Annotated in this window: 21 protein-coding genes; 16 read left to right on the top strand and 5 right to left on the bottom strand. The window is 38.6% G+C overall.

Annotated elements, in window-relative coordinates; genetic code table 11:
• Positions 1 to 108: 108 nt before the first annotated feature.
• From IAE45_RS01930 to IAE45_RS01895, 8 genes are all read left to right on the top strand, one after another.
• Positions 109 to 1,224 carry an AI-2E family transporter gene (locus tag IAE45_RS01930; RefSeq protein ID WP_077454400.1) on the top strand — a complete coding sequence of 372 codons (1,116 nt, stop codon included), beginning with the start codon at positions 109 to 111 and terminating at the stop codon, positions 1,222 to 1,224.
• Between the two features lie 112 nt (positions 1,225 to 1,336).
• Complete coding sequence (locus tag IAE45_RS01925; RefSeq protein WP_077454399.1) at positions 1,337 to 2,713, top strand: hemolysin family protein; 1,377 nt, start codon at positions 1,337 to 1,339, stop codon at positions 2,711 to 2,713.
• A gap of 237 nt (positions 2,714 to 2,950) precedes the next feature.
• The gene (locus IAE45_RS01920) at positions 2,951 to 3,967 is read left to right on the top strand and encodes a lipoate--protein ligase (RefSeq protein WP_081118120.1); all 1,017 of its coding nucleotides are present in this window, start codon (positions 2,951 to 2,953) and stop codon (positions 3,965 to 3,967) included.
• Between the two features lie 10 nt (positions 3,968 to 3,977).
• Positions 3,978 to 4,703 carry a methionine ABC transporter ATP-binding protein gene (locus IAE45_RS01915; protein ID WP_077454397.1) on the top strand — a complete coding sequence of 242 codons (726 nt, stop codon included), beginning with the start codon at positions 3,978 to 3,980 and terminating at the stop codon, positions 4,701 to 4,703.
• Complete coding sequence (locus tag IAE45_RS01910) at positions 4,690 to 5,358, top strand: methionine ABC transporter permease (protein ID WP_200124685.1); 669 nt, start codon at positions 4,690 to 4,692, stop codon at positions 5,356 to 5,358. The genes IAE45_RS01915 and IAE45_RS01910 overlap by 14 nt, the downstream gene beginning before the upstream one ends.
• A 5-nt stretch (positions 5,359 to 5,363) precedes the next feature.
• On the top strand, positions 5,364 to 6,179 hold the full coding sequence (locus tag IAE45_RS01905) for a MetQ/NlpA family ABC transporter substrate-binding protein (RefSeq protein ID WP_096742818.1): 816 nt from the start codon (positions 5,364 to 5,366) through the stop codon (positions 6,177 to 6,179).
• A 191-nt stretch (positions 6,180 to 6,370) separates the two neighbouring features.
• Positions 6,371 to 7,951, top strand: a complete 1,581-nt coding sequence (locus IAE45_RS01900; RefSeq protein WP_005225872.1) for a peptide chain release factor 3 — start codon at positions 6,371 to 6,373, stop codon at positions 7,949 to 7,951.
• Positions 7,952 to 8,632: 681 nt separating this feature from the next.
• Positions 8,633 to 9,403 (top strand): hypothetical protein, encoded by a 771-nt coding sequence (locus IAE45_RS01895; RefSeq protein WP_200124683.1) that lies wholly within the window; start codon positions 8,633 to 8,635, stop codon positions 9,401 to 9,403.
• 112 nt (positions 9,404 to 9,515) lie between these two features.
• Here IAE45_RS01895 and IAE45_RS01890 read toward each other — a convergent pair whose 3' ends face one another.
• The 3 genes from IAE45_RS01890 to IAE45_RS01880 all read right to left on the bottom strand — a co-directional run bounded on the left by IAE45_RS01890 (position 9,516) and on the right by IAE45_RS01880 (position 11,924).
• Positions 9,516 to 10,574, bottom strand: coding sequence for a DUF916 domain-containing protein (locus tag IAE45_RS01890; protein WP_200124681.1), 1,059 nt, complete (start codon positions 10,572 to 10,574; stop codon positions 9,516 to 9,518).
• A gap of 20 nt (positions 10,575 to 10,594) precedes the next feature.
• Positions 10,595 to 11,098, bottom strand: a complete 504-nt coding sequence (locus IAE45_RS01885; protein WP_200124679.1) for a hypothetical protein — start codon at positions 11,096 to 11,098, stop codon at positions 10,595 to 10,597.
• Between the two features lie 325 nt (positions 11,099 to 11,423).
• Positions 11,424 to 11,924, bottom strand: coding sequence for a hypothetical protein (locus tag IAE45_RS01880; protein WP_140964876.1), 501 nt, complete (start codon positions 11,922 to 11,924; stop codon positions 11,424 to 11,426).
• Between the two features lie 1,387 nt (positions 11,925 to 13,311).
• Between IAE45_RS01880 and IAE45_RS01875 the strand changes: the two genes are divergently transcribed.
• The 8 genes from IAE45_RS01875 to IAE45_RS01845 all read left to right on the top strand — a co-directional run bounded on the left by IAE45_RS01875 (position 13,312) and on the right by IAE45_RS01845 (position 21,465).
• Positions 13,312 to 13,779 carry a hypothetical protein gene (locus IAE45_RS01875; RefSeq protein ID WP_077454389.1) on the top strand — a complete coding sequence of 156 codons (468 nt, stop codon included), beginning with the start codon at positions 13,312 to 13,314 and terminating at the stop codon, positions 13,777 to 13,779.
• A gap of 672 nt (positions 13,780 to 14,451) precedes the next feature.
• Positions 14,452 to 14,775 (top strand): hypothetical protein, encoded by a 324-nt coding sequence (locus tag IAE45_RS18810; RefSeq protein WP_233618908.1) that lies wholly within the window; start codon positions 14,452 to 14,454, stop codon positions 14,773 to 14,775.
• 50 nt (positions 14,776 to 14,825) lie between these two features.
• Positions 14,826 to 15,983 (top strand): helix-turn-helix domain-containing protein, encoded by a 1,158-nt coding sequence (locus IAE45_RS01870; protein WP_232844588.1) that lies wholly within the window; start codon positions 14,826 to 14,828, stop codon positions 15,981 to 15,983.
• 279 nt (positions 15,984 to 16,262) lie between these two features.
• Positions 16,263 to 16,700: a hypothetical protein gene (locus IAE45_RS01865; protein WP_200143117.1), complete on the top strand. Its 438-nt coding sequence runs from the start codon at positions 16,263 to 16,265 to the stop codon at positions 16,698 to 16,700.
• 446 nt (positions 16,701 to 17,146) lie between these two features.
• The gene (locus tag IAE45_RS01860) at positions 17,147 to 17,764 is read left to right on the top strand and encodes a hypothetical protein (RefSeq protein WP_200124675.1); all 618 of its coding nucleotides are present in this window, start codon (positions 17,147 to 17,149) and stop codon (positions 17,762 to 17,764) included.
• Between the two features lie 288 nt (positions 17,765 to 18,052).
• Entirely contained in the window at positions 18,053 to 18,517 is a 465-nt protein-coding gene (locus IAE45_RS18805) for a hypothetical protein (protein ID WP_232844587.1), read from the top strand.
• 46 nt (positions 18,518 to 18,563) lie between these two features.
• The gene (locus IAE45_RS01850) at positions 18,564 to 19,562 is read left to right on the top strand and encodes a DUF916 domain-containing protein (protein WP_200143116.1); all 999 of its coding nucleotides are present in this window, start codon (positions 18,564 to 18,566) and stop codon (positions 19,560 to 19,562) included.
• A gap of 433 nt (positions 19,563 to 19,995) precedes the next feature.
• Entirely contained in the window at positions 19,996 to 21,465 is a 1,470-nt protein-coding gene (locus tag IAE45_RS01845; protein ID WP_200124671.1) for a helix-turn-helix domain-containing protein, read from the top strand.
• Between the two features lie 137 nt (positions 21,466 to 21,602).
• On the opposite strand, the gene IAE45_RS01840 is transcribed toward IAE45_RS01845, so the two are convergent.
• Entirely contained in the window at positions 21,603 to 21,914 is a 312-nt protein-coding gene (locus IAE45_RS01840; protein ID WP_077454383.1) for a DUF1827 family protein, read from the bottom strand.
• Between the two features lie 151 nt (positions 21,915 to 22,065).
• Positions 22,066 to 24,324, bottom strand: coding sequence for an ATP-dependent Clp protease ATP-binding subunit (locus IAE45_RS01835; protein ID WP_200124895.1), 2,259 nt, complete (start codon positions 24,322 to 24,324; stop codon positions 22,066 to 22,068).
• Between the last annotated feature and the right edge of the window lie 75 nt (positions 24,325 to 24,399).

Genomic DNA, 24,399 nt, shown 5'->3' with positions numbered 1-24,399 from the left:
TTTTAATAGTATACCACTTTTTTTACAAATTTCTTTTGTTTGCGGCTAAAGTCGCAAGCTTTTTTTTTCAAAATCATCTATAATGTTATAAAAAAGGGAGGGAATCTTTTGTTCGACAAATTCAAACAATCAAAACTGTTCTTTTGGTCTTTGGAAGCATTGGTTTTAGTGACACTTGTATTTGTGTTAAGTAAAGTCAATTTTCTATTTGCACCGATCGGCACGTTTTTTTCTACTTTATTTGCACCAGTATTGATTGCTGGCTTTCTCTATTATCTGCTAAATCCAATCGTCTTATTTTTGATGAAAACCACCAAAATAAAACGGCTGTTTGCTGTCATACTCGTTCTGTTGTTATTAGTAGCAGCCATCATCTTGATTTTCGTCAGTGTTATTCCTAATTTGGTGAGTCAGATTTCTTCATTGGCAGAAAATATTCCAACATTTGCCAAGAATATGGAGAGCTGGATCTCAAGAATCGCAGATGATCCATTCTTCAAACAAATCGATATCGCCCAGCAATTAGAAAACCTAAATCTTTCTTACGGCTCATTGCTACAGCAGTTTCTTAGTGGATTATCCACCAGTTTAGGATCGATCGTCAGTACAATCGCTTCCGCAACAATGATCATCGTGACCGTACCTTTTATCTTGTTTTACATGCTGAAGGATGGGGAAAAGCTGGTTCCTAATCTGAAAACTGTCTTTCCAGAAAGAAGACGAGAGCAGATCGTTGGCTTGCTGGGCGACCTAAACAAAACATTGTCCAACTACATCAGTGGGCAAGCGATCGAATGTATCTTTGTTGGTACCTTCACCTTCATCGGTTACTGGATGATTGGCGTCAATTATGCCTTTTTATTCGGTGTGATCGCAGGGGTTACGAACTTGATCCCATATTTAGGTCCTTATCTTGGCTTGATTCCGGCGGTATTAGTGACGGTCTTTGATGAACCTTTCCGAGCGCTACTATGCTGTATCGTGGTTCTGATCGTCCAACAATTAGACGGAAATGTTATTTACCCGAATGTGATCGGCAAATCATTGGCGATCCATCCGTTAACGATCATTTTGGTCTTATTAGTTGCTGGTAATCTAGCTGGCTTATTAGGAATTTTCTTAGGTGTGCCATTTTATGCGATTTGCCGAACGATTGTAGTCTTTATTGTTCGCCTAATCAAAGATGACAAAATTAAGAAAAATCAGGAACGGTTGATTGAATAATCAATGACTGGTGTTTTTTATTGCAAAGAAAAAAACTTTGTGATAGGATTTTATCGTGGGCTAAGCCCACGATTTTTTTTAGAAAATGAAAAAATAAGGAGAGAATGCTATTATGAATGCTGACCCCGAGAGTCAGTCGCTTCTAGCGCAAATTTTATTATTGATCGTTTTGACATTGATCAACGCTTTTCTAGCGGCCTCTGAGATCGCAGTCGTCTCAGTCAACAAAAACCGTGTGGAGCAAAAAGCGGAAGAAGGAAATGTCAAATCACAAAAATTATTGAAAATCATTGATAATCCAACAAATTTCTTGTCAACGATCCAAGTTGGGATTACCTTGGTGAATATTTTATCTGGGGCATCTCTGGCAGATACCTTGTCGACCCGTTTGGCACCTTTATTAGGTGGAGGGACGGCGGCTAAAAGCTTAGCGAATATTATCGTTTTAGCGATCTTGACGTATGTGTCGATCGTTTTCGGTGAGTTGTATCCAAAACGGATCGCTATGAACAAATCAGAAGAAGTTGCCCAGTTCACTTCTGGTGTCATTCGAACGATCGGGATTATTGCCAAACCTTTCGTCTGGTTCTTATCTGCTTCGACAAGTTTATTGGCGCGCATCACTCCAATGGAATTTGACGATGAAGACACGAAGATGACCCGTGATGAAATGCGGTATATGTTGGAAACAGAAGGGGTCTTTGAAGAAGATGAATTAGAGATGCTGCAAGGGATCTTTTCATTAGACACGAAAGTCGCCCGGGAAGTCATGGTTCCTAGAACCTCAGCCTTTATGGTGGACATCAATGACTCAGTAGAAGAAATTTTGACTGAAATTTTAGCAGAAAATTATTCTCGTATTCCTGTATATAATGAAGATAAAGATAAAGTCGTAGGGATTCTACATACCAAAAATCTATTGAAGTGTGCGTACAAATACGGCTTTGATACGATGGACATCAAACAAATTCTACAAGAACCATTGTTTGTGCCAGAAACGGTCTTTATCGATGATTTGCTTTATGAATTAAAGAAAACCCAAAACCAAATGGCGATTTTGCTTGATGAATATGGCGGCGTCGTTGGGTTGGTTACACTAGAAGACTTGCTTGAAGAAATCGTCGGCGAGATCGATGATGAATCAGATGAAGTCGAAGAGCTTTATGAGAAAATCTCTGATAAAGAATATGTCATTCAAGGCCGCATGTTGATCGATGATTTTAATGAAGCCTTCAACATGAGCTTGCATATGAGTGATGTGGATACGATGGCGGGATATTTGATCACTGCTTTAGGATTGATCCCTGATGAAGGAGAAAAACTTTCCTTTGAAGTGGACAACGTAAAGCTGATCTCTGAAGAAATGGAAGGCTCACGGGTCTTGAAGATTCGGGTGATCTTCCACGACCCTGAAGACGGCGAAGTGGAACCAGAGGAAGAGCGCCGCTATTTCCGCAAAGATTTTGAGGAAGATGAGCCGCGCCGTTAAAGTTCCGTATAAATGAAATGAGGAAGACCAAGGCATTTGCTTTGGTCTTTTTTGTTCCTTTTTTACTTATTCCCCTTGATTTGTTTGTAAGAAACGGTTACGATAAATCTAATCAATAATACAGTTTAAAAACAGATAAAAAAACATGTGTATCTTATCTTCAAGCAATTTGATTGCATTTTTTCGAAAGAAAAGCGAGAATGTCCATAGAAATCTAATAAGAACGAGGGGCTTATAATGAAATTTTACCGTATGCTTAGTGAAGATATTCGTTACAATTTGGCAACTGAAGAGTACTTGATGGATAACATAGATGTTTCAGAACCTTGTCTTCTGTTATACATACAAAAACCATGTGTTATAATCGGTAGAAATCAAAATGCGTATCAAGAGATCGATTTTGAGTATTTGCGAAGCCGTAATATCGTTTTGACTCGCAGGACATCTGGTGGTGGAGCGGTTTATGACGATCTAGGCAACATGAGTTTTAGTTTTGTCACTAAAAAAGATGCCACAAGTTTTGGCGATTATCAAAGTGCGACGCAACCTATCATGAAGGGGTTAGCGGCAATGGGAGCCAAGGATATTGAAGTACACGGTCGCAATGATTTGTTCATTGATGGGAAAAAGTTTTCTGGCAATGCGATGTATACAAAAAAAGGCCGGACGTATTCTCATGGCACATTGATGTATGATGTGAACCTGGAAGAATTGACGAACGTTCTACACGTTGCCCAAGAAAAAATTGCTTCTAAAGCAACGAAATCCGTGCGGAAAAGTGTGACGAATATCAAACCTTATTTGGCAGAGCAATACCAATCAATGGATACCAAGGAATTTCGAGATACACTCCTTTGCCATATCTACGAAGTAGCCACCATCGATGAAATCAGTGATCAAGAGATCGTCTTGACGGAAACCGATCGACAAGCGATCCAAACGTTGTTTGAAGAGCGGTATGCGAATAATGAGTGGATTTTCAATGAAGCCCCAGCATTTGAATGGCAAAAAAGAAAGCGGTTTGAACAAGTAGGGATCGTTGAAGTCGATTTTACTGTGAACAAAGGCAAGATCGCAGCACTCCAAATTACGGGTGACTTTTTTGGGCAAAAAGAGATCAGTGAACTGGAAGCAATGTTGCAAGGGGTTGATTTTGAACAAAGTACCATCAGCCACTTGCTAGAGGGAATCGCCATCGAGCAATTTATCCATCAGATGACCACTTCTGAATTTTTAGCATTGCTGTTTGATTAGGAGGAAAAAGATGTTAGAAGCGATCAATCTCACAAAGCGTTATGATCGAAAGGTTCTCGATGGTTTGTCTTTTTCGGTTCAGGCAGGGGAAATCGTTGGGGTCGTCGGCAAAAGCGGCTCAGGAAAATCGACGTTGCTTCGGCTTTTAAACTTGATTGAAACCCCAGACAGCGGGGAATTACTTTTTGATGGCAAAAAAATCGATGCATCGAACAAAAAGCAGCTGCTACATGCGCAACAAGAAATCGGCATGATTTTTCAAAATTACAATCTGTTGCACAATCGAACCGTTTTTGAAAACGTCTATTTGCCTTTGAAATTAATGGGGAAATCCTCGGAGAAGGTGTTGGAGATGCTTTCGTTTGTTGGGATGGAAGACAAAGCCCACATCTACCCAGCCAAGTTGAGCGGTGGGGAGAAACAACGAGTGGCTATTGCACGAGCATTGATCCGTGAGCCGAAAATTTTATTGTGTGACGAACCCACCAGTGCGCTGGATGAAGACACCAAAGCGGATGTACTTGCTTTGCTGCAAAAAGTTCAACAGACGTTCCAGCCAGCAGTCGTTTTTGTCAGTCATGAGCTATCGGCCGTCCGACAAATTTGTCAACGTGTGTTTGTTTTGGAAGATGCCGTCTTTGCGGCGGAATTTGCCAATCAGCCCCAGCCAATTGTCCGCATTGAAAGCTCTTATGTGAACAAAGTGGAGAGGAGTTTGCTGCATGACGATCAGTGAGAGTATTTTGTATTATCTGCCTGAATTGCTGGAATCTTTGAAAGAAACAGCGATCATGATGGGCATTTCGATGCTTGCAGCCGTTGCCTTAGGCCTGCCGTTAGGTGTCTGGCTTTTTCTCAGTCGCAGTCGTGGGAAAAAAATCTCATTTCTTTATGAGTGTTTGAATCTCGTTGTGACGATCATTCGCTCGTTTCCATTTCTATTATTTGTCGTAGCCTTGATCCCGTTGACGCGGATGCTTTTAGGTAGCTCATTTGGACCGATTCCCGCAAGTTTTCCTTTGAGCATCGTTGCTATGAGTATTTTTGCTCGCTTGACGGAGCAAGTACTGCTGGATGTCCCAGAAGAAGTTTCTTACTTGGCAAAATCCTTGGGCGTCAGTCAATGGCAGTATGTTTGGTCATTTTTACTAGTAGAAGCCAGAAGTGGCTTGATTTTGTCCTTGACGACGACAGCAGTCAGCATGGTTTCTTATTCGACGGTGATGGGGATCGTTGGTGGCGGCGGTATCGGCGATTTTGCGATCCGCTATGGCTATCAACGCTATGAATATGGCGTCATGTATTTTGCAATTATCATCATGATTCTTTTGGTCTTTATCCTGCAAGGGATTGGCAATCAAGCAGCAAGAAAACTTGATAAACGAAAATAGGAGGAATGAAAGTGAAAAAAGGATTTGTTTTAGGATTGAGTGTATTGGCGTTAGGTGTATTGGGGGCTTGCGGTTCCAGCTCTGATGAGGCGAGCGAAGAGAAAATCATCAAAGTCGCTTCACAAACGACACCAATGACCGATGTCGTAAAAGTTGCTGCTGAAGCGGTCGAAGATGGTTGGGAGATTCAATTGGTTCAAGTCAATGACAATATCCAGTACAACGAGTTGCTGAATAATGACGAGGTCGATGCCAACTTTGCGCAACATGAACCATATATGCAAATGTATAATGAAGAAAAAGATGCAAACCTAGTGGCATTAGATAAAATCTACAACGCAAAAGTCGGCTTTTATTCCAAAGAGTATACGGATATCAATGATATTCCAGAGGGAACGAAAGTCGCATTGCCGAATGATGTGTCCAATGAAGGTCGAGCGTTAGCGATTTTAGCAGAAGAAGGGTTGATCACTCTCAAAGATGGCGTTGGGGTCAATGGAACACTTAAAGACGTTACCGAAAATCCGAAAAACTTTGAATGGTTATCTGTCGATCTACTGAATCTTGCGGAAGCCTATGATGAGCCAAATGTATCTTTGGTATACAATTACCCAACCTATATTGCGAAAATCGGTTTGAAACCAGCAGATGCCCTTTTCTTAGAAAAGACCATCGATGATCGCTTTGCTATCTCATTGGTTGCTCGAGAAGACAATCAAGATTCTGAAAAAATCGCTGTATTGCGCCGTGCCATGACTAGCGATAAAGTTCGTGAGTTTTTAGAAAACGAGCACAGTGATACGTTATTGCCAGCATTTTAATTTGTTTCCATCAAATGAAAGGAACGTCCTTTGCCTGACTCTTCAAAAGAGACCAGTCAAAGGGGGTTCTTGTCTTTTTTTGCTTTTTTATCACCCTTATCCATGATATACTGATTTGGTCAGAAAACTAGCGACAGTCTGAAATGGTCACTGTTCGCATTGTAAATACAAGAAATGGAGCAATAGAATCAATGGATAATCCAAAATTAAAACAACAAGTCGATAGTCGCCGTACCTTTGCGATTATTTCCCACCCGGATGCGGGGAAAACAACCATTACAGAACAATTATTACTATTCGGTGGTGCGATTCGCCAAGCCGGTACGGTCAAAGGAAAAAAGACTGGCAATTTCGCAAAGTCCGACTGGATGGAAATTGAAAAACAACGGGGGATCTCCGTTACCAGTTCCGTTATGCAGTTTGACTACCAAGGCAAACGGGTCAATATTTTAGATACTCCTGGGCATGAGGACTTTTCTGAAGATACCTACCGTACCTTGATGGCGGTGGACAGTGCGGTTATGGTGATCGATAGCGCAAAAGGGATCGAAGCGCAAACGAAAAAACTTTTCCAAGTGGTTAAAAAACGCGGCATTCCAATTTTTACCTTCATTAATAAACTCGACCGTGATGGCCGTGAACCATTAGAATTACTAGAAGAGCTAGAAGATCTTTTAGAGATCGAATCATTTCCAATGAATTGGCCGATCGGCATGGGGAAAGGCTTAGAAGGGCTGTATGATATCCATAACCAACGGGTCGAATTTTACCGTCCAGACAATCACGGTGGGGAACGTTTAGTTGCCCTAGATGAAAATGGACAATTTCCTGCAGACCATCCATTTGCCGAAGATGGGCTGTTCCAACAAGTTTTAGAAGAAGTGGAATTGCTGCAAGAAGCTGGCGATGCCTTTGACACAGAAAAAATCGCTCGTGGCGATCAAACACCCGTGTTCTTTGGTTCTGCCCTTACGAATTTCGGTGTACAGACCTTTTTGGAAACATTCTTGTCCTTTGCACCAGCACCTTATGGTCACAAAACTTTGGCCGGTGATGAAGTCAGTCCTTATGAACCAGAAATGTCCGGGTTTGTGTTCAAGATCCAAGCAAATATGAATCCTGCCCATCGTGATCGGATCGCCTTTGTCCGTATTTGTTCAGGAACCTTTGAACGAGGCATGGACGTAACACTAGAGCGTACCGGTAAAAAAATGAAACTCAGCAATGTGACACAATTTATGGCAGATACCCGAGAAAATATTGAAGAAGCAGTCGCTGGAGATATCATCGGGGTTTATGATACGGGAAATTATCAAATCGGTGATACGATTTATGAAGGAAAACTCAAAGTTGCTTACGAAGAGCTACCATCGTTTACTCCGGAACTCTTTATGAAAGTCACTGCAAAAAATGTGATGAAGCAAAAATCATTCCACAAAGGAATCTATCAGTTGGTCCAAGAAGGAGCCATCCAGTTGTACAAGACGTATCTTAGTGATGAGTATATCATTGGTGCTGTCGGGCAGCTGCAATTTGAAGTTTTCCAATACCGCATGATGAATGAGTACAATGCAGAAGTTATTATGACCCCAATGGGCCACAAGATCGCTCGCTGGATCGATCCGAAAGACTTAGATGAGCGCATGAGCTCAAGCCGTAATATTTTAGCGAAAGATCGTTTCGATCAACCATTGTTCTTATTTGAAAATCAATTTGCAATGCGTTGGTTTGCTGACAAGTACCCAGATGTCGAATTGAAGAGCTTGATGTAAGAGCCGTTTCCCGCTAGACTGTTTAGGTATACTCAGCTTTGTGGGTAGCGTGAATCTTTTTTAGGTGAACGATCGTAAAAGGTCCTTTCTTATCAAAATGGATAAGAAGGGGCTTTTTTGTGCTGCCAGGGTGCTTTTGATGCAGAATGAAATGTGGGATTAGTCGTGAATGATTCATTGATTGAAGAATTTTCTGAAAAAATTATCCTAATTCATAAACATTCTTTTAAAAGAAGATAAAATTGAGTCGGGAAAAGAGCGTAGTATTAAAGATGACAGCAAGGAATTGCATTTGAAATGAATAGAAAAATAGCCTAGGCAACATTTAATGATTCAGGAAATTTTCTTCTTGTTTGAAAGTAGAGGAAAAGCAGAGAAGAGATTGCCAGTGTTTGAGGGCATTTAATTCATTGATTGAAGGACATCTTCTTTTTGTCAGATGCTACTAGTGAAGATAAGTGAAGATATCTGAGCAGGATTTGGTTATAAACCTTGAAACTTCATTTGAAGCACTCCTAACAGATGGCTTAAGTTTTCAGTTGGTGAACCATGGCTTCGTGACTCCAAAATGGATATTAGTCTCATTGCTAGTCTGCTAGTTATCTATGTCTCGATTTTGCTAAAGCGAATAATTATTTGTTAAATAAAAGTGATTTCTGAAAGAAGAAAGGGGACCAGGTAGTGCTAAAAAGTTTGTTATTCATTTTTTCGGTGATGATTTTATTTCCAACACTAGAGGCTATGGCTGATGACGTTTCCGAAACTTTGATTTTTGATTTAAACACGATTGACTTTAAGGATGAACACTATTATTTGTTAAGAACCACACAAGATCTTCAGCTGACTGTCGATAGCAACGGCAGTGAAGGTGCTTTTGATGTAACGATCACTGCTGTTGGGGAAGCATTTTCAGCAGAACTAAACAGCGTGAACGGTTCGGAAGAGATGATCATTAAGATTGAGGATGCTGATGAAGCATCAATGATTATTAACGTAGCTGCAACATTGAACATAAAGGAATATCTTGGTTCCAACTCTGAGTACTACCTATCAGTCACTTTTACAGCAATTGATGATTCAGAGACCTTTACGAAAGAGATAAAAATGAATCAGACGGATGAGGAAAAAGAAGAGATACCGGATGAAAACTTGACAGATGAAGACCAAGACGATGAAAAGCAAGAAGACGATGGCATCGAAGATGAATCCGAGAGCCAAAAGGAAGAAGCAGAATCTAATTACGACGAGCAAGCAAACTTGGAAGAAGACTCCCTTGATAATGATTCTACCAAACTAGAAGATTCGATCAGTGATGTCGAGGATGAGGCTAGTGCTGAGTTTTTTTTAGGGGAGAAAAGCCAGTACGAGAAAGCAACTTTTTTTTCAAAAGAAATGATCATTGAAGAGAAAATGTTTAGGCATATATCAGGAAAAACCGCTTATTTGATATGAGCGGTTTTTCTTGTCCCGCTTCGGCGAGGAGATACGCAACATTACTTTAAAAAGGAAGCTATCAATAATTGATGAGCAGTGGAATAAGCAGAAACAGCATAAAAGAGAGGAGCTAGCCCTCTCTTTTTCTTTTTGATCTTACTATATATATGACTGCCACTGTAAGTGCTGCTAAGAGAATTAGGATGATCCAGATAAACAATTGATTGTCTGACTGAATAGTGACAGTATTTGTTGGAATGCTTTCTTTTTTGAAGTCATCCAGGTCTTCTTTCTCATAAGAAAAAAGAGTGGTGATTGCTTTTCTAGTTGTTTCTATTGTCAACCGGTATTCGCCTTCAATAAGTTCACTATTGTCTATTAAAGGAATCTGCATTCTTGATTTGGTTAACGGCGTTAAAAGAACGGAATCTGCTAACTCCCCAGAGGCAATTATTTCTCCATTTGGGTTTATTAGTTCGTAGAGTGCATTGTTCAAGTTGCCTAAAATAGGATTATAGTTGAGGGCGTAAAATTGGAGGTTTACCGTATCTTGAAGCGCAACAAAGGAGAAATCTTCATAAACGACGTCTTTGAGCTCTTCCACTTCACTAAAAAGTAAGTTGATAAAAATAAGTGATTCATACACAGATTTGATACCGATTGAATCTTCTGCTGTTTCAAGACCCATGATCTGACTAAAATTGATTGCCCCCATCACGGTTCCTTCACGTGCAGGCTCCTCTGGAAGAGTAATCGTAACGGTCACCAGAACGGATTCATTCGGGGGGATCTCAATTTGATTATCGTCATCTAATGCCTCTGACTCGATCGATGCATAATTGGAAAAGTTATACTTGTCATCTAGCAGTAAGTTTAGGTCATCGCTATAGATGATAGCTGATTCTCGTGAGAGAGAAGTAGAGGTGTAAGGTGTGACAACAATGGATGAATCACCGGATCCAACATTTTCTAGTGTAATTTCAACAATATACGCCGTCTCCATCTCAGGAGAAATACTCAAGGTATTATCAGAAGTTTTGTACTCCGTTTCACTAAGTGTAAGTTTTAATGAATTCGCAGTTTCATCGGCATTTACGCGACGGATGCTTGCATTGCTAATGAATGCTATAAAGAGAAGCAACACAGAAATCCTTAGAAAAGAATTTCTGTGTTTGAATGTATGATTCATGATTTTTTTCCTTTTGAAAATTATAGTGATGGAGTTTGACCAGGATCGGTACCATCTTGTGCAATTACAGTGATCACAGGAGCGTCTGCATCTTCTGCTAATGCAGCAAAATCTTGTGCAAATGTTTGATCGATTGTAAATGTTATGTCTGTTCCTAGGGATTCAATATCAACAGGGTCAGCAGTCAAAGTATTAAGATTAGTAGCGTCGACAACGATTCCATCAAAGTCATCAGGCGCGTTAACAGCAAAATAAACGATTGCTTCAGAAGCAGTTAAATTGGTCAAAGTACCACCTACATTTAAGATAGTTCCTGCCACAGTTCCATTGTTTAATAAAACATCAGTAATCTGTACAGGTTCTTCCAAGGCGATGCCGTCATTAAACTCGAATGTTGCCTCTCCATATTCGAGTTCAACCGGAATCGTCTCCGAGGCAGGGACACCTGTCACAGCATACGCGTTGACTCCTCCGGCTAACAACAAAGATGCAATGAATGTACTGCCTAGAACAATTTTTTTCATATTCAAAACCTCACTTTAATTATTGCAGTTGTTGCACTGCTTAAATGAATTATAATATGCAATTTAGGGTAGCGATTATCCGATTTAGTGCTAATTTTTTTGAAAATATATAAAATATATACGGTGGAATATTTTATTGCGGTTAAAATTTGTTATTGAGATTATCATTTGTTCATTTGAAGCTGGCAGCAACGATCTGCAAACTACTGCGTCGGTTTTTGTTTATAAAATGAAAACGATAGAGACTTGATAAATAAGTCTCTGTCGTTTTATAGAAAAGATTCGGATGGTTCGATTGTGTACAAAAATTGGCGATCTTTTTTGCTTATAGTGATACACAAGAAAAGTTTTCACTTTCCCCTGAAAGTCTGGCTGTAACAGTAATTATTGGTGGCTCTGTTAAGAAAGCAGTCTCACGGCTAACGGAATAAGTGGAGTTGATCGTGTTTTCTCCACGAGAAATAGCCTCGGCTTTGATCGTCACTGTTGGGTTATCAGTGATTTGGATGCCACTTTGTTCAGGGGCTTTGACTTCAACGATCACCTCAATGGGTGAGCGAGTGTAATTAAATAGTGCGCCGCCCACATTTGAAATTCCTCCTCGCGCAGAAAGGGGGCTGTTTTCGAAAAAGGCATCTCCGATAGTAAATCTTCCCCCATTCGTTAAACGCATTTCGTTGTGAAAAGCGAAAGCAGAATTTCCATCTAAGATGGTAACTTTGAGGGGTTCGCTATTAGGATTGCTGACGCTTAAGGCGGTTGCATTGACTCCTCCCGTTAGTAAGATTGTGGCTCCGAGAGTGATACTTAAGAAAGTTTTTTTCATTTTTAAACCTCGTTCTAGATTTTCAGATGTTTTTCTGAATATAAAAAGTATAAAGGGAAATTATCGTGAATATTATCTATATTTTTGCAAATCATCAATAAATAGTGTAGAAAATTGATAAAAAGTAGGGTTGTTTGTTTTTGCTGGGGATTTTTGAAGGAGGGATAGGTTGTTTTTCCTATGGAAGTCCCTGTATAACTAAAACGAAGGAGTAAAGCAAAAATAGCCTATTAAACGAACAACAAATGAAACCATTGCTTCAAACTGGTGGCATCCAGGGCATCTCTCCATTTTGTGATGCATGATCTATTGGTAAAAAAGCACTTTTCCGATGCTATTCGGAGTAATTGCTGTGATTTGTCGGCATTGGCGCTTCTCTAGGAAGATCATAGGAGGTTTTCTTTATCTAAGTCGGTTTCGTTCATAAGTAGAGTATTATGCCCAGCGTAAACGTCAGCCACTATTTTGTGGAGGTTTTTCAGGTAGGGTAGGTGAAGTGCAGAAGTCAACAAATGACTTGACTTCAACCCTTTGATTTAGTCTCTTAAAAATCCAAAATTCACTGAAATACAGAACAAGTTTTCTGAGGGCTTTATTTAAGTGATCGCTTTTATTCTCTACAATTGTCCTTAAGATTGCTTTTGCCTGCATTCTCAGGAATCTTTTTAAGTAATACAAAAATTGACATAGAATAAAGATATCGGTGAATATTGTCAAAAATATTGGAATAAATTATAGAATGTGCGTTTTTATCTGTTAATCGTGGGGATTTCTTGGTAGAATGACCTCGTAGAGCATTTCACTTTCTCTGTTGTTTTCTTGTGTCAGGTTAAGGTTTTATTTGAGAAAGATCGGCTTTTTTATTTCATATCAATCTGGGGCTGAGAAATCATTTATGATTGAACAGTCCCAAAAAGTATAGGTAAAATTATGTTTATTGTGATGACGGGTGAAGGAGTGCTAGCGATATGAAATTCTTACAAAGAAAAGAGGGATTTCAGCGGAATCATTTTTAGGAATGACCAGCAGGGGCATGGTGAAGAAAGCTAACAGAGTTAGGGTTTCTGATGTAATCGAATGTTCAATAGAACCCATTGTTTGAAAGTGCAATTCATGAGAACTGTCAATTCAAAACAGGATGCCTCCTATTTTATCAGGATGGATCGTGAAGGGAATTAGCAACTCTTGGGACAGCCTGTGACTTTCAGGGTAGAGCTTCGTTTAAAAAATTCAACACTCATTTTTTTCTGTAACTGGCAAATTCTTCTTATTATAATAAATGATTATTTTTTTTTTAGTTTTTTTCATCAAAAGACGATAAAATTAAAAAAGAAGATGCTATATGCTTATTAAAGAGGATTAAAGTTCTTTTTAGGAGTGTGAAAATATGCTGCAGTCTAAAGAAAAAAATATTGAACAGCAAAAGGCTTTGATGATAAGTGTTCGTTTTTTCAGTAATAAAGTAAATTCGATTTTAGAGCGAAATCTGATTGTTGATCAAAAAGCAGATATCGCTGAAACGCTAGCGTATTTGGAAGATTCTTTAGGGGAGATCAACATCCTTACCCACACGATCCAGCATGTGTTTTGTATCGCGGAACATGCACGCTTAGATCAAGCCGGTTGTCACCATCGACTAGAGCATTTTTGGGGAGATGTTATTTGTTATGTGATCGAATGTGTAGACAAATCGGGCAACTATTATGACTTTAAGGTAGTAGGAAATGTTGATGCGGGGGATAAAGAGTTGATTGACGCATTTAATGAATTGACGGATGACTTGGTCATTTTGAATATCTATGAATACAAAGATTGCTGGATAAAACGAGAACGCAGTACTCTAAAAGGAACTTGATCCTTCTTTCTAGAAGTTCATCTTTTTCTATCGGAAATTATGTTTGAATATTCTGACATTTTACCACGCTTTTTTACGCCTTAGTAAAAGGGAGTTGCTTTAGTTTGTCTTCGGCAAGTGGATAGAACGACAAAGCTAGCAATCAATTTCTCGAGACATTAAAAGCAAGCTTTCTCAATCCCTCAGGAGAGCCATTGGCCAATCGAATTGGCTAGAGGCTACAAATCCATTACTCCTGCAGAAGCTAGCTTACTTTTTTTTACAATGGACGAAAGAACTTCGATTCCATGAACAGAGTGAACCATCAATGTGACTGCTGATTTTCCCCTTCTTATGACTAACACTCCTAACCAGTAGAAAGGATCTTAGTGTGCAAGTTTAGTTTTCCTATAAATGATGCGCTGCGGGATTAAGTGTTTTTTTGTGAATCAGTATGTAGCAGAAAGTGTAGAAAGGCTTTTTTTCTTCACATATTTGCGGAGTTTGAAGAACAAGCTTCGCATGTAGATTCATTATTGATGCCAAAAGCAGATCGATCAAGTCAGAGCTACAATACCAAAATGGGTATCATAACAGTGAATACTACACTCAGACAGAATACTTTTCAGATTAAGAGAAAAATCTTAGAATGAGTTAAAGTTGAAGAAACTATTAAAAATGACCGTTTTGTGAATGATTTGGCAGTTACTTAAAGTTTTTTTAATACAATTGGAAGCTGGGATATTTTTTATTAAGGCGGTTGAAAAATTGGATTATATAGAAAAATTGTATAGGTTTTACTTAACTAAGAAACAAGTTGATAAACTAACAATTGTAAGAAATCTCGTTGTTGAAAAACAACTTTCTTTAGATGCGATTGGAGAATCCCTCAGTAAGTCACTTTATCAGGTGAAAATTCTCTTAACTGAGATCGATGATGATCTAACCGGTATTTCAACGCTGGAGGACTCCTTTTTTTTCTTGAAAAAAGAACACTTCATCTGTCTGATGATTTAAATCAAGAACAAAGTCTGTATATTTTTGTAAACCTCAAAAAAAAGTATTTTTTGGAATCTCCCTATTACAAACTCCTCATCTATTTATTAAGAAAACGAAAAACACGAATGGTGGATATTTCAGAAGAGCTGATTTTTAGTGTTTCCTATTGTTATAAACTGCTTAGTTATTTAAAAAAAATGTTCGCGGTCCAAAATGTACCGATAAAAATCAGTAATAGCAGTGATTCGATTCAATTAACAGGGGAAGAATCATGTATTCGCATGTATCATTATCTCGTCGAAGTCATGGCCTGTAATGTTTATACAGAACATCCCATCCGTTCTAGTGTGGAGTGGATCGCCAAAGATTATGAGACGTTGCGTACGACAAAGGTCAAGCATGCGATCGTTTTTTCTATTATTGAAAATGCCATTCTCCGAGGGAATATTGTTCCTGGAGTTGATGCGTCAACATTAGCGCTTTATCATTGTTTAAAGAAAGAAAATGATCAACAGCTGGCAAATCTTTTTCCTATTCGCAATCAATCTGATGTGGAAAAAGAACTTGTCTACTATTATTTTTGGCGGGTGCTTTTCATCCCAGAAACAGTGAGAGAATCTGAAAAAAAGGTGATCGGGGAAAAATTCCTCATGCTTGAAAACAATGGTTATGTGGATTTTGCTTCTCAGATTCTTGAGCAACTTTCAAAGAAATATGCTCTAACAAAGCAGGCTTCATCAGTTTTTATCTATGAAGTAGTGATCAATACTTGGGGCTATATCCATCTTTATCTAGATAATTTTTTGTCAATCGGGGAGATTGATTATACAAATGATCGACTGGTTGAAGTGGAGGTTATCATAGATCGGGTCCTTAATAATCATCGGGGATGGATCGAGAGAGAGCCGCTTTTTATTCGTAAGCTTTCCCAAATCGTTACTTCCTACCTACCTATCCAAAAAGAAGATCAAATAAATATTGGTATCTCTCTTTTGAATCATCCGGAATATATCCCTGTTATCAAAAATACGCTATTGAAAATCTATAATGAGAAAGTTATCAAGTTTAATGCCAATCTAGCTGACTCTGATATTTTGGTTTCAGATGGTGTTCTGATCCATAATGCGTCACAAAAATTTGCATTTTTTGGCAATGTTCATAATACAAGAGATTGGGATAATTTGAATGCCATGATCCAATCAGCGATCTTGGCGAAATATACATAAAGCAGAGCGCATGTGGCGCTCTCTTTTTTTGAGTCGTTTCAAAATTTGTTTTGGGTTGCTGGCAGATGAGTGCTAAAAAACGAAATGGAAATTAGCCTCAGGTGCTTTTCTCGTTTGAGAAAGAACCGCTTACTTTGAGTTGCTTGAGACCGCATTAAAAAAAATTGCTAAATAATGTGCAAATTTTTGACAAAAAAAGATAAATAAAATAGTCGGAATTGCGGTATTTTAACTATAGTAATTTTATTTGTAATAAATAAACCTGAAGGTGATTTGAAGATGATGGAAATAATAGAAAATATACGCTTAAGTGAAAGAATGTATTCCATACGTTTTGCTAACGAAAGATACGATCATTTCTATCGAAATTGCGTGTTTCCGATAAACTTTGGCCTAGATCAAGTAGAAAAATATATCGTTGATTCATTGAATATCCTGAAAGACACGTTGAAAATCGCTGATTCCACTAACGTTTTGATAATGGATGGGTTTAAACATGCCTCTGAAGAGGTAGCTTTCACATTTATTGATGCCCATTGGACAGATGCAGAACAGTACATAGTCGAGTTGAAGGACACAAACAAGGTAGAATATATCACTTTGATTACAAATGTTGAAACAGAGTTGGCGGCAATAAAGCAATTTGTGAAGACTGAATTTCCAAATACTGAATTTACGATCGATTACTATGATGAGGCTTGGGTGGTGAAACCATAAAAGTGAAAGTTCCTTTGGTTATATAGAAGAATAGCTCTGACTTAAAACAAATAAACTGTTGCGTCATTTTGCATCATTGAGGAAATCAATTCTCCCTAGACTGTAAATATCGGTGTTTTGAGGAGAATTGAGGGTTTTCCATTTATGCTATGATTTAAGCGGAGAAGGATTCACAAGACCAAAATCAATAACTATTTTTTGACTGGATGAATGACTGTTGAAGGAATTATTGACGATAATTGAATGAAGAGAACATGCGTAAGGGAATATGATGAACAAAAGATCTCCCTCTCTTTACGATCAGTTTTTTTACCTTTGTCGAGTAGAGACCACCTTACTAAGCGGAGGGATACCGCAAGAAAGGGAAGGATGTCATTTGTTTGGTAATAGTGAATCGTGTCTTGCCTTAAAACAGTAGGTATTTTTACTCAAGGAGAACTAGAATGATGAAACGGATTAAAGCAAGCTGTCTTTTAATGGTTTCGTGTTTTTCTTTATTGTATACGGAACGAATTTTTGCTGCAGAAGCGAGTTTTTCATTAACGGTGGAAGAACCAATCATTTTTGATTTTCAGGAGATTGATTTTAGCAATGAATTACTGAGTCATGAAGGTAGTCTAAAAGTTGAAAGTTCTGCCAGTGATGTGACAACGGTTTATCACTTGGAGATCTCTTCAAATGGCAGTGGTTTGAGCGCTACTTTTGAAAATGCGGCAGAAATGGTGGCAACAGAAACGATGGATGACCACCATTTTTATGTTACATTAGATCCTAAAAAATTTCTGACGGCAGATCAAGGTAACTATAAAGTAATTTTTACTATCACGGAAATCTCTTCTGCAGCGACGAATCAAAATTTGCCGTCTTCACTTTTGCCGTCAAGTAACAAGCAAGAAGACCATGCATCCATCGTCGAGAGTGATGAGAGTGTAGGGGAATCAGCTACGACAAGTACCTCTTCAACAGAGGCAACCTTTTCCACAGAGGGTCTCTTGCAGAGTAATGAAAGTTCTTCTCTAGTGGAAGAAATGGAAACGACTGATACTTCCTTCATGCCGGAATAAACAAATAGTGGCTTGGCTTTTTCTTATTTGCTAGAAAGAGTGGGTCAAAGTAATAAGCGTTACGACTGTTATCTGAAAAAATTTCACTTTTCATGTCTATTTATTTTCGTTAACTGCCACCAGTTTTGATGGAGGAAAATGAAAATTTCGCGAGATAAGATTAAAAAAACCTTTATTCTTTTGGTGAAAAAAATTGCAAAAAGAAGAGAAGTTTGCCAAAAAAAATAGTGTATAGTTTTTTTGTAAGCTCGATTCTTACAAAAAAATATATAAGGAGGAATGAAATCAATGAAAAAGGTTATCTTAGCAACAGCGTTCTTATTTGCTCTCTCTATTGGTGTGTTCGTACCTGTAGCAGCAGAGGAAGTTGCTGTAACTGTTAACGAAGGAACAGCAACATTTACGTTAGAAACACCTGCTGAAACAAAAACGGTTGACTTTGCAGAGATTAGTTTTACTGATGCAAAAGCAGATCCGCTATCAGGTACTTTCTCACTATCGGGAACATTAGCGAATAAATCCTTTGGTGCAAAAAAAGTGGTGATCACAGCACAAGTGCCGGGAGAAACGATTGCACCTGGTCTAACCGTTGCTACAAGTGAAGTATTCAGTGTGGAAGCAGAGCAAGGATACGAAGCAACTCAAACAGGTACTTTTGACTATACGATCGATCCAGCAACATTTGACAGTACCAAAAAAGCAGATTATCTAATCACTTTGACTGCATCAGAAGCTACGGACGTTACACCTTAATTTCATGTCTAGTTCTGACTGCGAGAAGAAATACGGTTTTTTTAAGGTGGTCTTTTTTTGCCTGTTCTTAGGAATGTTCTTTTACACTGAAAGTGTAGCAGCGGAAGAACAGATCAGCTCTTCATTTGATGTTTCGATCCAAGCTGATGATGAGACAAGTCAGGTAAAGGATATTCAATTTACACCTCAATTGAATCAGGAATATCGCTATACGGCAACTGTTACCAATCTTGAAAACTATGCCATTGAAGTCTCGATTTTTCCAAGTATCGCTGTTTCCACGAGGAATTCGATGACTTATGTAGCGGAAACAGAAAATTTACTGAACCAAGATTATGATTTAAAAAATTATGTAAAAATCCAACCGCAAGATGGGAATTTCGTTGATGGTTTTTTGCAATTAGATGCAAAGCAAAGTCGAGATGTTCAAATCATCATTAATGTAAATAAAAGGATTCATGGGGAAGTATTAGGTGGGATCAATTTTTCTCAGGTAATCGGCATACAAGAAAATAAAGATTCTGTAGATATTCAGCAAGTCTATCAGAAAGTAATCGTCGTTCGCCTAAAACTGAATGAACTGGCTAAAGGAACAAAACAGACTATCGGGGATTTTGAATTTACGATTACTGGAGACACAACGACTCTTTCTTATTATCTATATAATAATGATCCGCTTGTGACCTATGCTGAGGGTGGCACCTATCGTGTGATCAATCCCAATCAGGAGATTATCGCTGAAGGGAAGATAGAGTCGGAACAGATTGTTCTTTCACCCTATATAAAAACGCTCTTTAATGTCCCATTGTTGGATGGGGCCGAATTGATGTCTGGGGAGTATCAATTTATACGATCAGATGGCAACGACGAAACGACAACGTATTTTCATTATACAAAGGAAGAGGTCGACCAGTTTATTGAGGAGGCTGCTGATTCTAGCAATACAATTACTGTTCAATCAAAAGCCAATCTTTGGTTGGTCATCGCCTTATCACTCGTTTCCGTTTTGCTTATTTTGACGCTTGTAAAATTGCTAAAAAAATAAGAGAAGTTTAGGGGAGATCGTTACCCCTAGACTTTTCTTGTTGCGTAAAATCTTTCTTAATCCTTTGACAGACAGTTGGGCGGCCCCAGATTTTGCCCTCCCACAGGTCTGTCTCGAAAAAAGCTGTTTTTATTTTGTACTTGCTTATTTTCTATAGTTTTTTTCATTTTGATCAGGGAAAAAATTCGGTGGTAAATCGTTAAAGGACTTTACAAATCGGTTGGCTTCATTGGTCCTTTGAGTAATTGATGATCCTTGCAGTAGTTTTTTATGAACGGCAGGATCATTTCTTTTTGCTTTTTATTATTAAAAAGAAGCAGATTTTAGCATAAAAGGGATATTCTTTTTATTAATAACTAATGCTATATGTTTTCTTGTTAACTATGAGTTAACTAACATCACAGAAGTAACTATCGTTAAGAAGGAGATTACCATGGATTTATGGAAGTTGTTTCTAACGGAGCGACAAGAACAAAAATTGAATTTATTAGAGGATATTATTTCAAGGACGGAAGCATCAATCGATGAATTAGCTTGTAAGCATTCACTTACGAATCGCAATGTGAAATCATTAATCATGCAGATAAACGAAGATTACATAGAAAACACAAGCACGACAGACGCACTGATCAGATTCGAAAATCGATTATTTCGGATATCCACGTTGAAAGCAACAGGAACTTATCCTTCGCTGTATTCAAATTTGAAAATAACGTATATTAAGCAAAGTGCTGTTTTCCAAGTCTTGATTTACTTTCTTAGGCATCGAAAAGTGGGGATGATCAAACTATCCACTCATTTTAATTATAGTCAGTCTTATTGTTATAAATTAGTCAATAGGGCAAACGATATCATACGTTCTATGGGGATAGAGTGTCAAATCAGTAAGCGAATGAATTATTTGATTGTGGAAGGAAGGGAGAGTCAAATCAGAATGCTTTCATATATCTTGAATAGCCATTCTACAACATTTGCAGAAGACAACAATTACCTTTATAGAAACGAAAAGAGTCCTACTAAGATTCAACGGGACAAACTTTCTAGAATAACTAGAATTTTTTTAGATGCGCATAAGATGGGCCACTATACCGATGTGATCTCAGATCAGGAGATGTCTATTGGTTTGTGCTTGTACGAAGAGCTTCATTTAAGCTTTTCCCAAACGTTTTATCCTTTAAATAAAAAAATAAATGATGCTGCTTTTCAATCAGAAAAATTTCTTTATTATCTCTTTGCTGTATATTTCTTTCCAGAATACTTAACTCCTGAGATTTGTGAGCGTTTAGGGGCAGGGTTAATGAGACTAACAAAAAATCCTATCGTGGATAGAGCGGTTGAAGCATTAGAAAAAATGGAAGAAAGTTATAGCATTCCTGATAATCTTCATCGCACGTTTGTCTTCCAGCTGGTCTATCGCTTTTTAATCACAGATAAACTAAGCTTAAGCTCTTTCTTTTATCTTGAAGACAAAAAATTACTGATGAATGATAAATTTTTAACCATAAAAGAGATGTTAAAATCTGTTTACAAAGAAAGTATATCAGAGCGAGACTTAGATATATTTAGTACCCAGTTAACTGAGCTGCTCTATTCTTATGTTGGGCATGTCATGGCAAAACCCTTGCATGTAATGATCCATATTACGTACCATGCCAACTATGCTGTCTTAGTGAAAAATTATATAACAGGTGTATACAAACCAGAGACAGTTACCATGGTAGGAAATTTTGCAGATGCAGATCTTATTATTTCTGATCGGTTCGTTGAGTCGAAAGAAAATCAGTATTTTTTCTTTCTTGAAGATATCCATAATATTGAGACATGGAAAAGATTAGGGGAGTTTATCAATAGCAAAATTATTGAAGGACGAATTCGATCAAATACGATAGAAAAAATCAGCTAGTATTAGCGGAAAGAGTACAGTTTTGATTAAAAGACTAAGTAAATTCTTGGTTACATTCAAACAAAAAAGATATCTATAAAAGAAGGCTGCGACAGTCATCTTTTATAGATATTTTTTTAAGACGTAATTAGGCTAAACTAATGGGATGAGGATAAGGATTTTTTGATGGAGATTTCAACCACTTCAGGCATTTGGATCACAGAGATGGTTGAAGGATCATACGAGCCATCAGGTAATTTTTTTAGAAAGTAATTTTTGATTTCTTCTACTTCTGTCGGGCGAATATTTCGTTTTTTATTGATCAGCAGAATTTCATTGTGGTTCGGCGCTGAGGTAAAGATTACGGTCGTATCTCCGGCTGTGTAAACCTTTACAAGTTCTGCGTCGGTATTTTCAAGTTGATTCAATACTAGTCGAGAATGGCTGTTCGTAACATTGATTAATTTCACCAGACTCACCTCACATTCTATGTATTTATTAATAACATTATAGGGCGTTTTTTTTCAAAAGAAAAGCCAGACAACTCGGAATTACCCAATTTTTTGGCAAAACATGGTTGTCTGGCAAAGGAAACGGTTCACGACACGTTTTTAAAGCTTTTTACTCGTTTGTTTCCGAAGATTCTTCTTCAGTCGTGTCGGCTTCTGAAGAAGGTGCAGGGGATTCAGCGGAAGTTACAATGATCTTATCTGAATCTTCCAATTGGGCTTTTAACTGACGCACTTGCGGATGCTCCAAATAGAATTCTGCAATCCCATCTTCGATTTGATCTTGGATCGTTCTACGCAGCGGGCGAGCACCCATCGTTGCACTGTAACCAAGATCCACCAATTTTTCTTGCACGTCTTGTGGAACATCGATATGCAGTTTTTGATGACTAAGGGTTTGATTGACATCATGCAGCATAAGTGACACGATCGATAACAAGTTTTCCTTGCTTAGTGCCTTGAATTCGATGATCCCGTCAAAGCGGTTGAGAAATTCTGGCGTAAAGTAATTGTTCAATTGATTTAACACGGAACGAGTGATGCCTTCGCGTGCGGCACCAAAGCCAACGTTGGCTTCAACTTTGCCGGTTCCGGCATTACTTGTCATGATGATCAGAGTATCTTTAAAGCTGACCGTACGTCCTTGTGCATCCGTCAAACGACCATCATCGAGAATTTGCAAGAACATATGCAATACATCAGGATGGGCTTTTTCCACTTCATCCAATAGAATCAAGCTGTAAGGATTCCGACGAACTTTTTCAGTCAATTGACCTGCTTCTTCATAGCCAACATAGCCAGGAGGAGAGCCGATCAATTTTGATACACTGTGTTTTTCCATGTATTCTGACATGTCGAAACGAATCATTGCTTCTTCGGAGCCAAACATTTCATAAGCTAATTGTTTGGCTAATTCCGTTTTCCCGACACCGGTTGGACCGACGAAAAGGAAAGAGCCGATTGGACGATTTTGTTTGCCTAAACCGACCCGATTTCTGCGGATCGCTTTGGCTACTTTGTCGATCGCTTCATCTTGTCCGATAACTTTTGCTTTCAAGTCATCCGCGAGATTTTTTAATTGGGTTTGTTCTTTTTCTTTCAATTCGCCAACTGGAATATTCGTCCGTTCTTCAACGATTTGTTCCATGTCTTTTTCAGTAATGACTGGCGTTTCTTCTTCGCTGATTTGACGTTCTTTCATTTTTTGCAGTTTGTTGATTTGATCGCGATAGTAAGCAGCTTTTTCAAAATCTTCTTCTCGAGAGGCTGCTTGCTTTTGTTCTTCTGCTTCTTGCAATTTCTTTTCGATCGTTTTTGGATCAACGATTTGAATCGTCAAGTTTTTCTTCGAACCTGTTTCATCTAGTAGATCGATCGCTTTATCAGGCAAGAATCGGTCTTGGATGTATCGGTTAGAAAGGGTAGCGGCAGCTGCGATCGCTTCATCCGTGTATTTCACATGATGGTAATCTTCATAACGTGGTTGCAAACCTTTTAAGATGCGGATCGTTTCTTCCACAGAAGGTTCATCGACACGCACTGGTTGCAAACGGCGTTCTAAAGCAGCATCTTTTTCGATAATGCGGTATTCATTTAACGTCGTTGCTCCGACCATTTGTAGTTCTCCACGGGCAAGCGCTGGTTTTAAGATGTTTCCAGCATCCATATTTCCGTCGCCAGCTGCACCAGCGCCAACGATTTCATGGACTTCATCAATAAACAAAATCACGTTTTCTGCTTGCTTGATTTCTTCAATCAATTTTTGGATGCGTTCTTCAAATTGGCCACGAATACCTGTACCTTGCACAAGAGAGGCAACGTCTAGGCGAATGACTTCTTTGTCCATCAGTTTTTGTGGCACATCGCCATCAACGATTTTTTGGGCTAACCCTTCAACGACGGCAGTTTTCCCAACTCCGGGTTCACCAATAAGAACAGGGTTATTTTTGGTTCGGCGATTAAGGATCTCGATCACTCGTTTGATCTCTGAATCACGACCAACGACTGGATCGACTTCGCCATCACGAGCCATTTGGGTAATATTGATGCCGTATTCTCCTAACAGACCTGCAGGTGCTTGGTTATTGCGTGGAGGCTGACCGCCGACAAAACCGTTACCGCCGGTTTGTGTCGGTGGAGTTTGTTCATAAGGGGTATTTCCTTGCTGCATTTGACGAGACATTTGACGGAATAGATCATCAAGATTGCCAAATCCAAAAGGATCTTGCGCCATTGTAGCTGCAGCATTCCCAGATTGAGCTTTTAATTTTTGGTAACAACTTTGACAATAATCGAGTTGTTTTCTTTGACCATTGACATTGGCATATAAATGAATTGAAGCTTCATTTTTGCCGCAATTTTGACAAAGCATAGATTCACGACCTTTCATATTTGTTCCAACAACCCTATTTTACGGCGCTTTTGATCGCTTGTAAAAGAAAAGGGG

The organism is Enterococcus sp. S53, from assembly GCF_016516865.1.
GTDB classification, from domain to species: Bacteria; Bacillota; Bacilli; order Lactobacillales; family Enterococcaceae; genus Enterococcus_D; species Enterococcus_D innesii.
Note: the sequence above shows the minus strand (reverse complement) of the source record. Positions and strands in the feature narration are given on the sequence as shown.

What these genes read in the sequence shown, in the direction of transcription:
- IAE45_RS01925 (WP_077454399.1), top strand. Translation starts at nt 1,337, where the DNA reads ATGAATGCTGACCCCGAGAGTCAGTCGCTTCTAGCGCAAATTTTATTA.
- IAE45_RS01920 (WP_081118120.1), top strand. Translation starts at nt 2,951, where the DNA reads ATGAAATTTTACCGTATGCTTAGTGAAGATATTCGTTACAATTTGGCA.
- IAE45_RS01915 (WP_077454397.1), top strand. Translation starts at nt 3,978, where the DNA reads ATGTTAGAAGCGATCAATCTCACAAAGCGTTATGATCGAAAGGTTCTC.
- IAE45_RS01910 (WP_200124685.1), top strand. Translation starts at nt 4,690, where the DNA reads ATGACGATCAGTGAGAGTATTTTGTATTATCTGCCTGAATTGCTGGAA.
- IAE45_RS01905 (WP_096742818.1), top strand. Translation starts at nt 5,364, where the DNA reads ATGAAAGTGAAAAAAGGATTTGTTTTAGGATTGAGTGTATTGGCGTTA.
- IAE45_RS01900 (WP_005225872.1), top strand. Translation starts at nt 6,371, where the DNA reads ATGGATAATCCAAAATTAAAACAACAAGTCGATAGTCGCCGTACCTTT.
- IAE45_RS01890 (WP_200124681.1), bottom strand. Translation starts at nt 10,574, where the DNA reads ATGAATCATACATTCAAACACAGAAATTCTTTTCTAAGGATTTCTGTG.
- IAE45_RS01885 (WP_200124679.1), bottom strand. Translation starts at nt 11,098, where the DNA reads ATGAAAAAAATTGTTCTAGGCAGTACATTCATTGCATCTTTGTTGTTA.
- IAE45_RS01880 (WP_140964876.1), bottom strand. Translation starts at nt 11,924, where the DNA reads ATGAAAAAAACTTTCTTAAGTATCACTCTCGGAGCCACAATCTTACTA.
- IAE45_RS01875 (WP_077454389.1), top strand. Translation starts at nt 13,312, where the DNA reads ATGCTGCAGTCTAAAGAAAAAAATATTGAACAGCAAAAGGCTTTGATG.
- IAE45_RS18810 (WP_233618908.1), top strand. Translation starts at nt 14,452, where the DNA reads ATGATTTGGCAGTTACTTAAAGTTTTTTTAATACAATTGGAAGCTGGG.
- IAE45_RS01865 (WP_200143117.1), top strand. Translation starts at nt 16,263, where the DNA reads ATGATGGAAATAATAGAAAATATACGCTTAAGTGAAAGAATGTATTCC.
- IAE45_RS01860 (WP_200124675.1), top strand. Translation starts at nt 17,147, where the DNA reads ATGAAACGGATTAAAGCAAGCTGTCTTTTAATGGTTTCGTGTTTTTCT.
- IAE45_RS18805 (WP_232844587.1), top strand. Translation starts at nt 18,053, where the DNA reads ATGAAAAAGGTTATCTTAGCAACAGCGTTCTTATTTGCTCTCTCTATT.
- IAE45_RS01845 (WP_200124671.1), top strand. Translation starts at nt 19,996, where the DNA reads ATGGATTTATGGAAGTTGTTTCTAACGGAGCGACAAGAACAAAAATTG.
- IAE45_RS01835 (WP_200124895.1), bottom strand. Translation starts at nt 24,324, where the DNA reads ATGCTTTGTCAAAATTGCGGCAAAAATGAAGCTTCAATTCATTTATAT.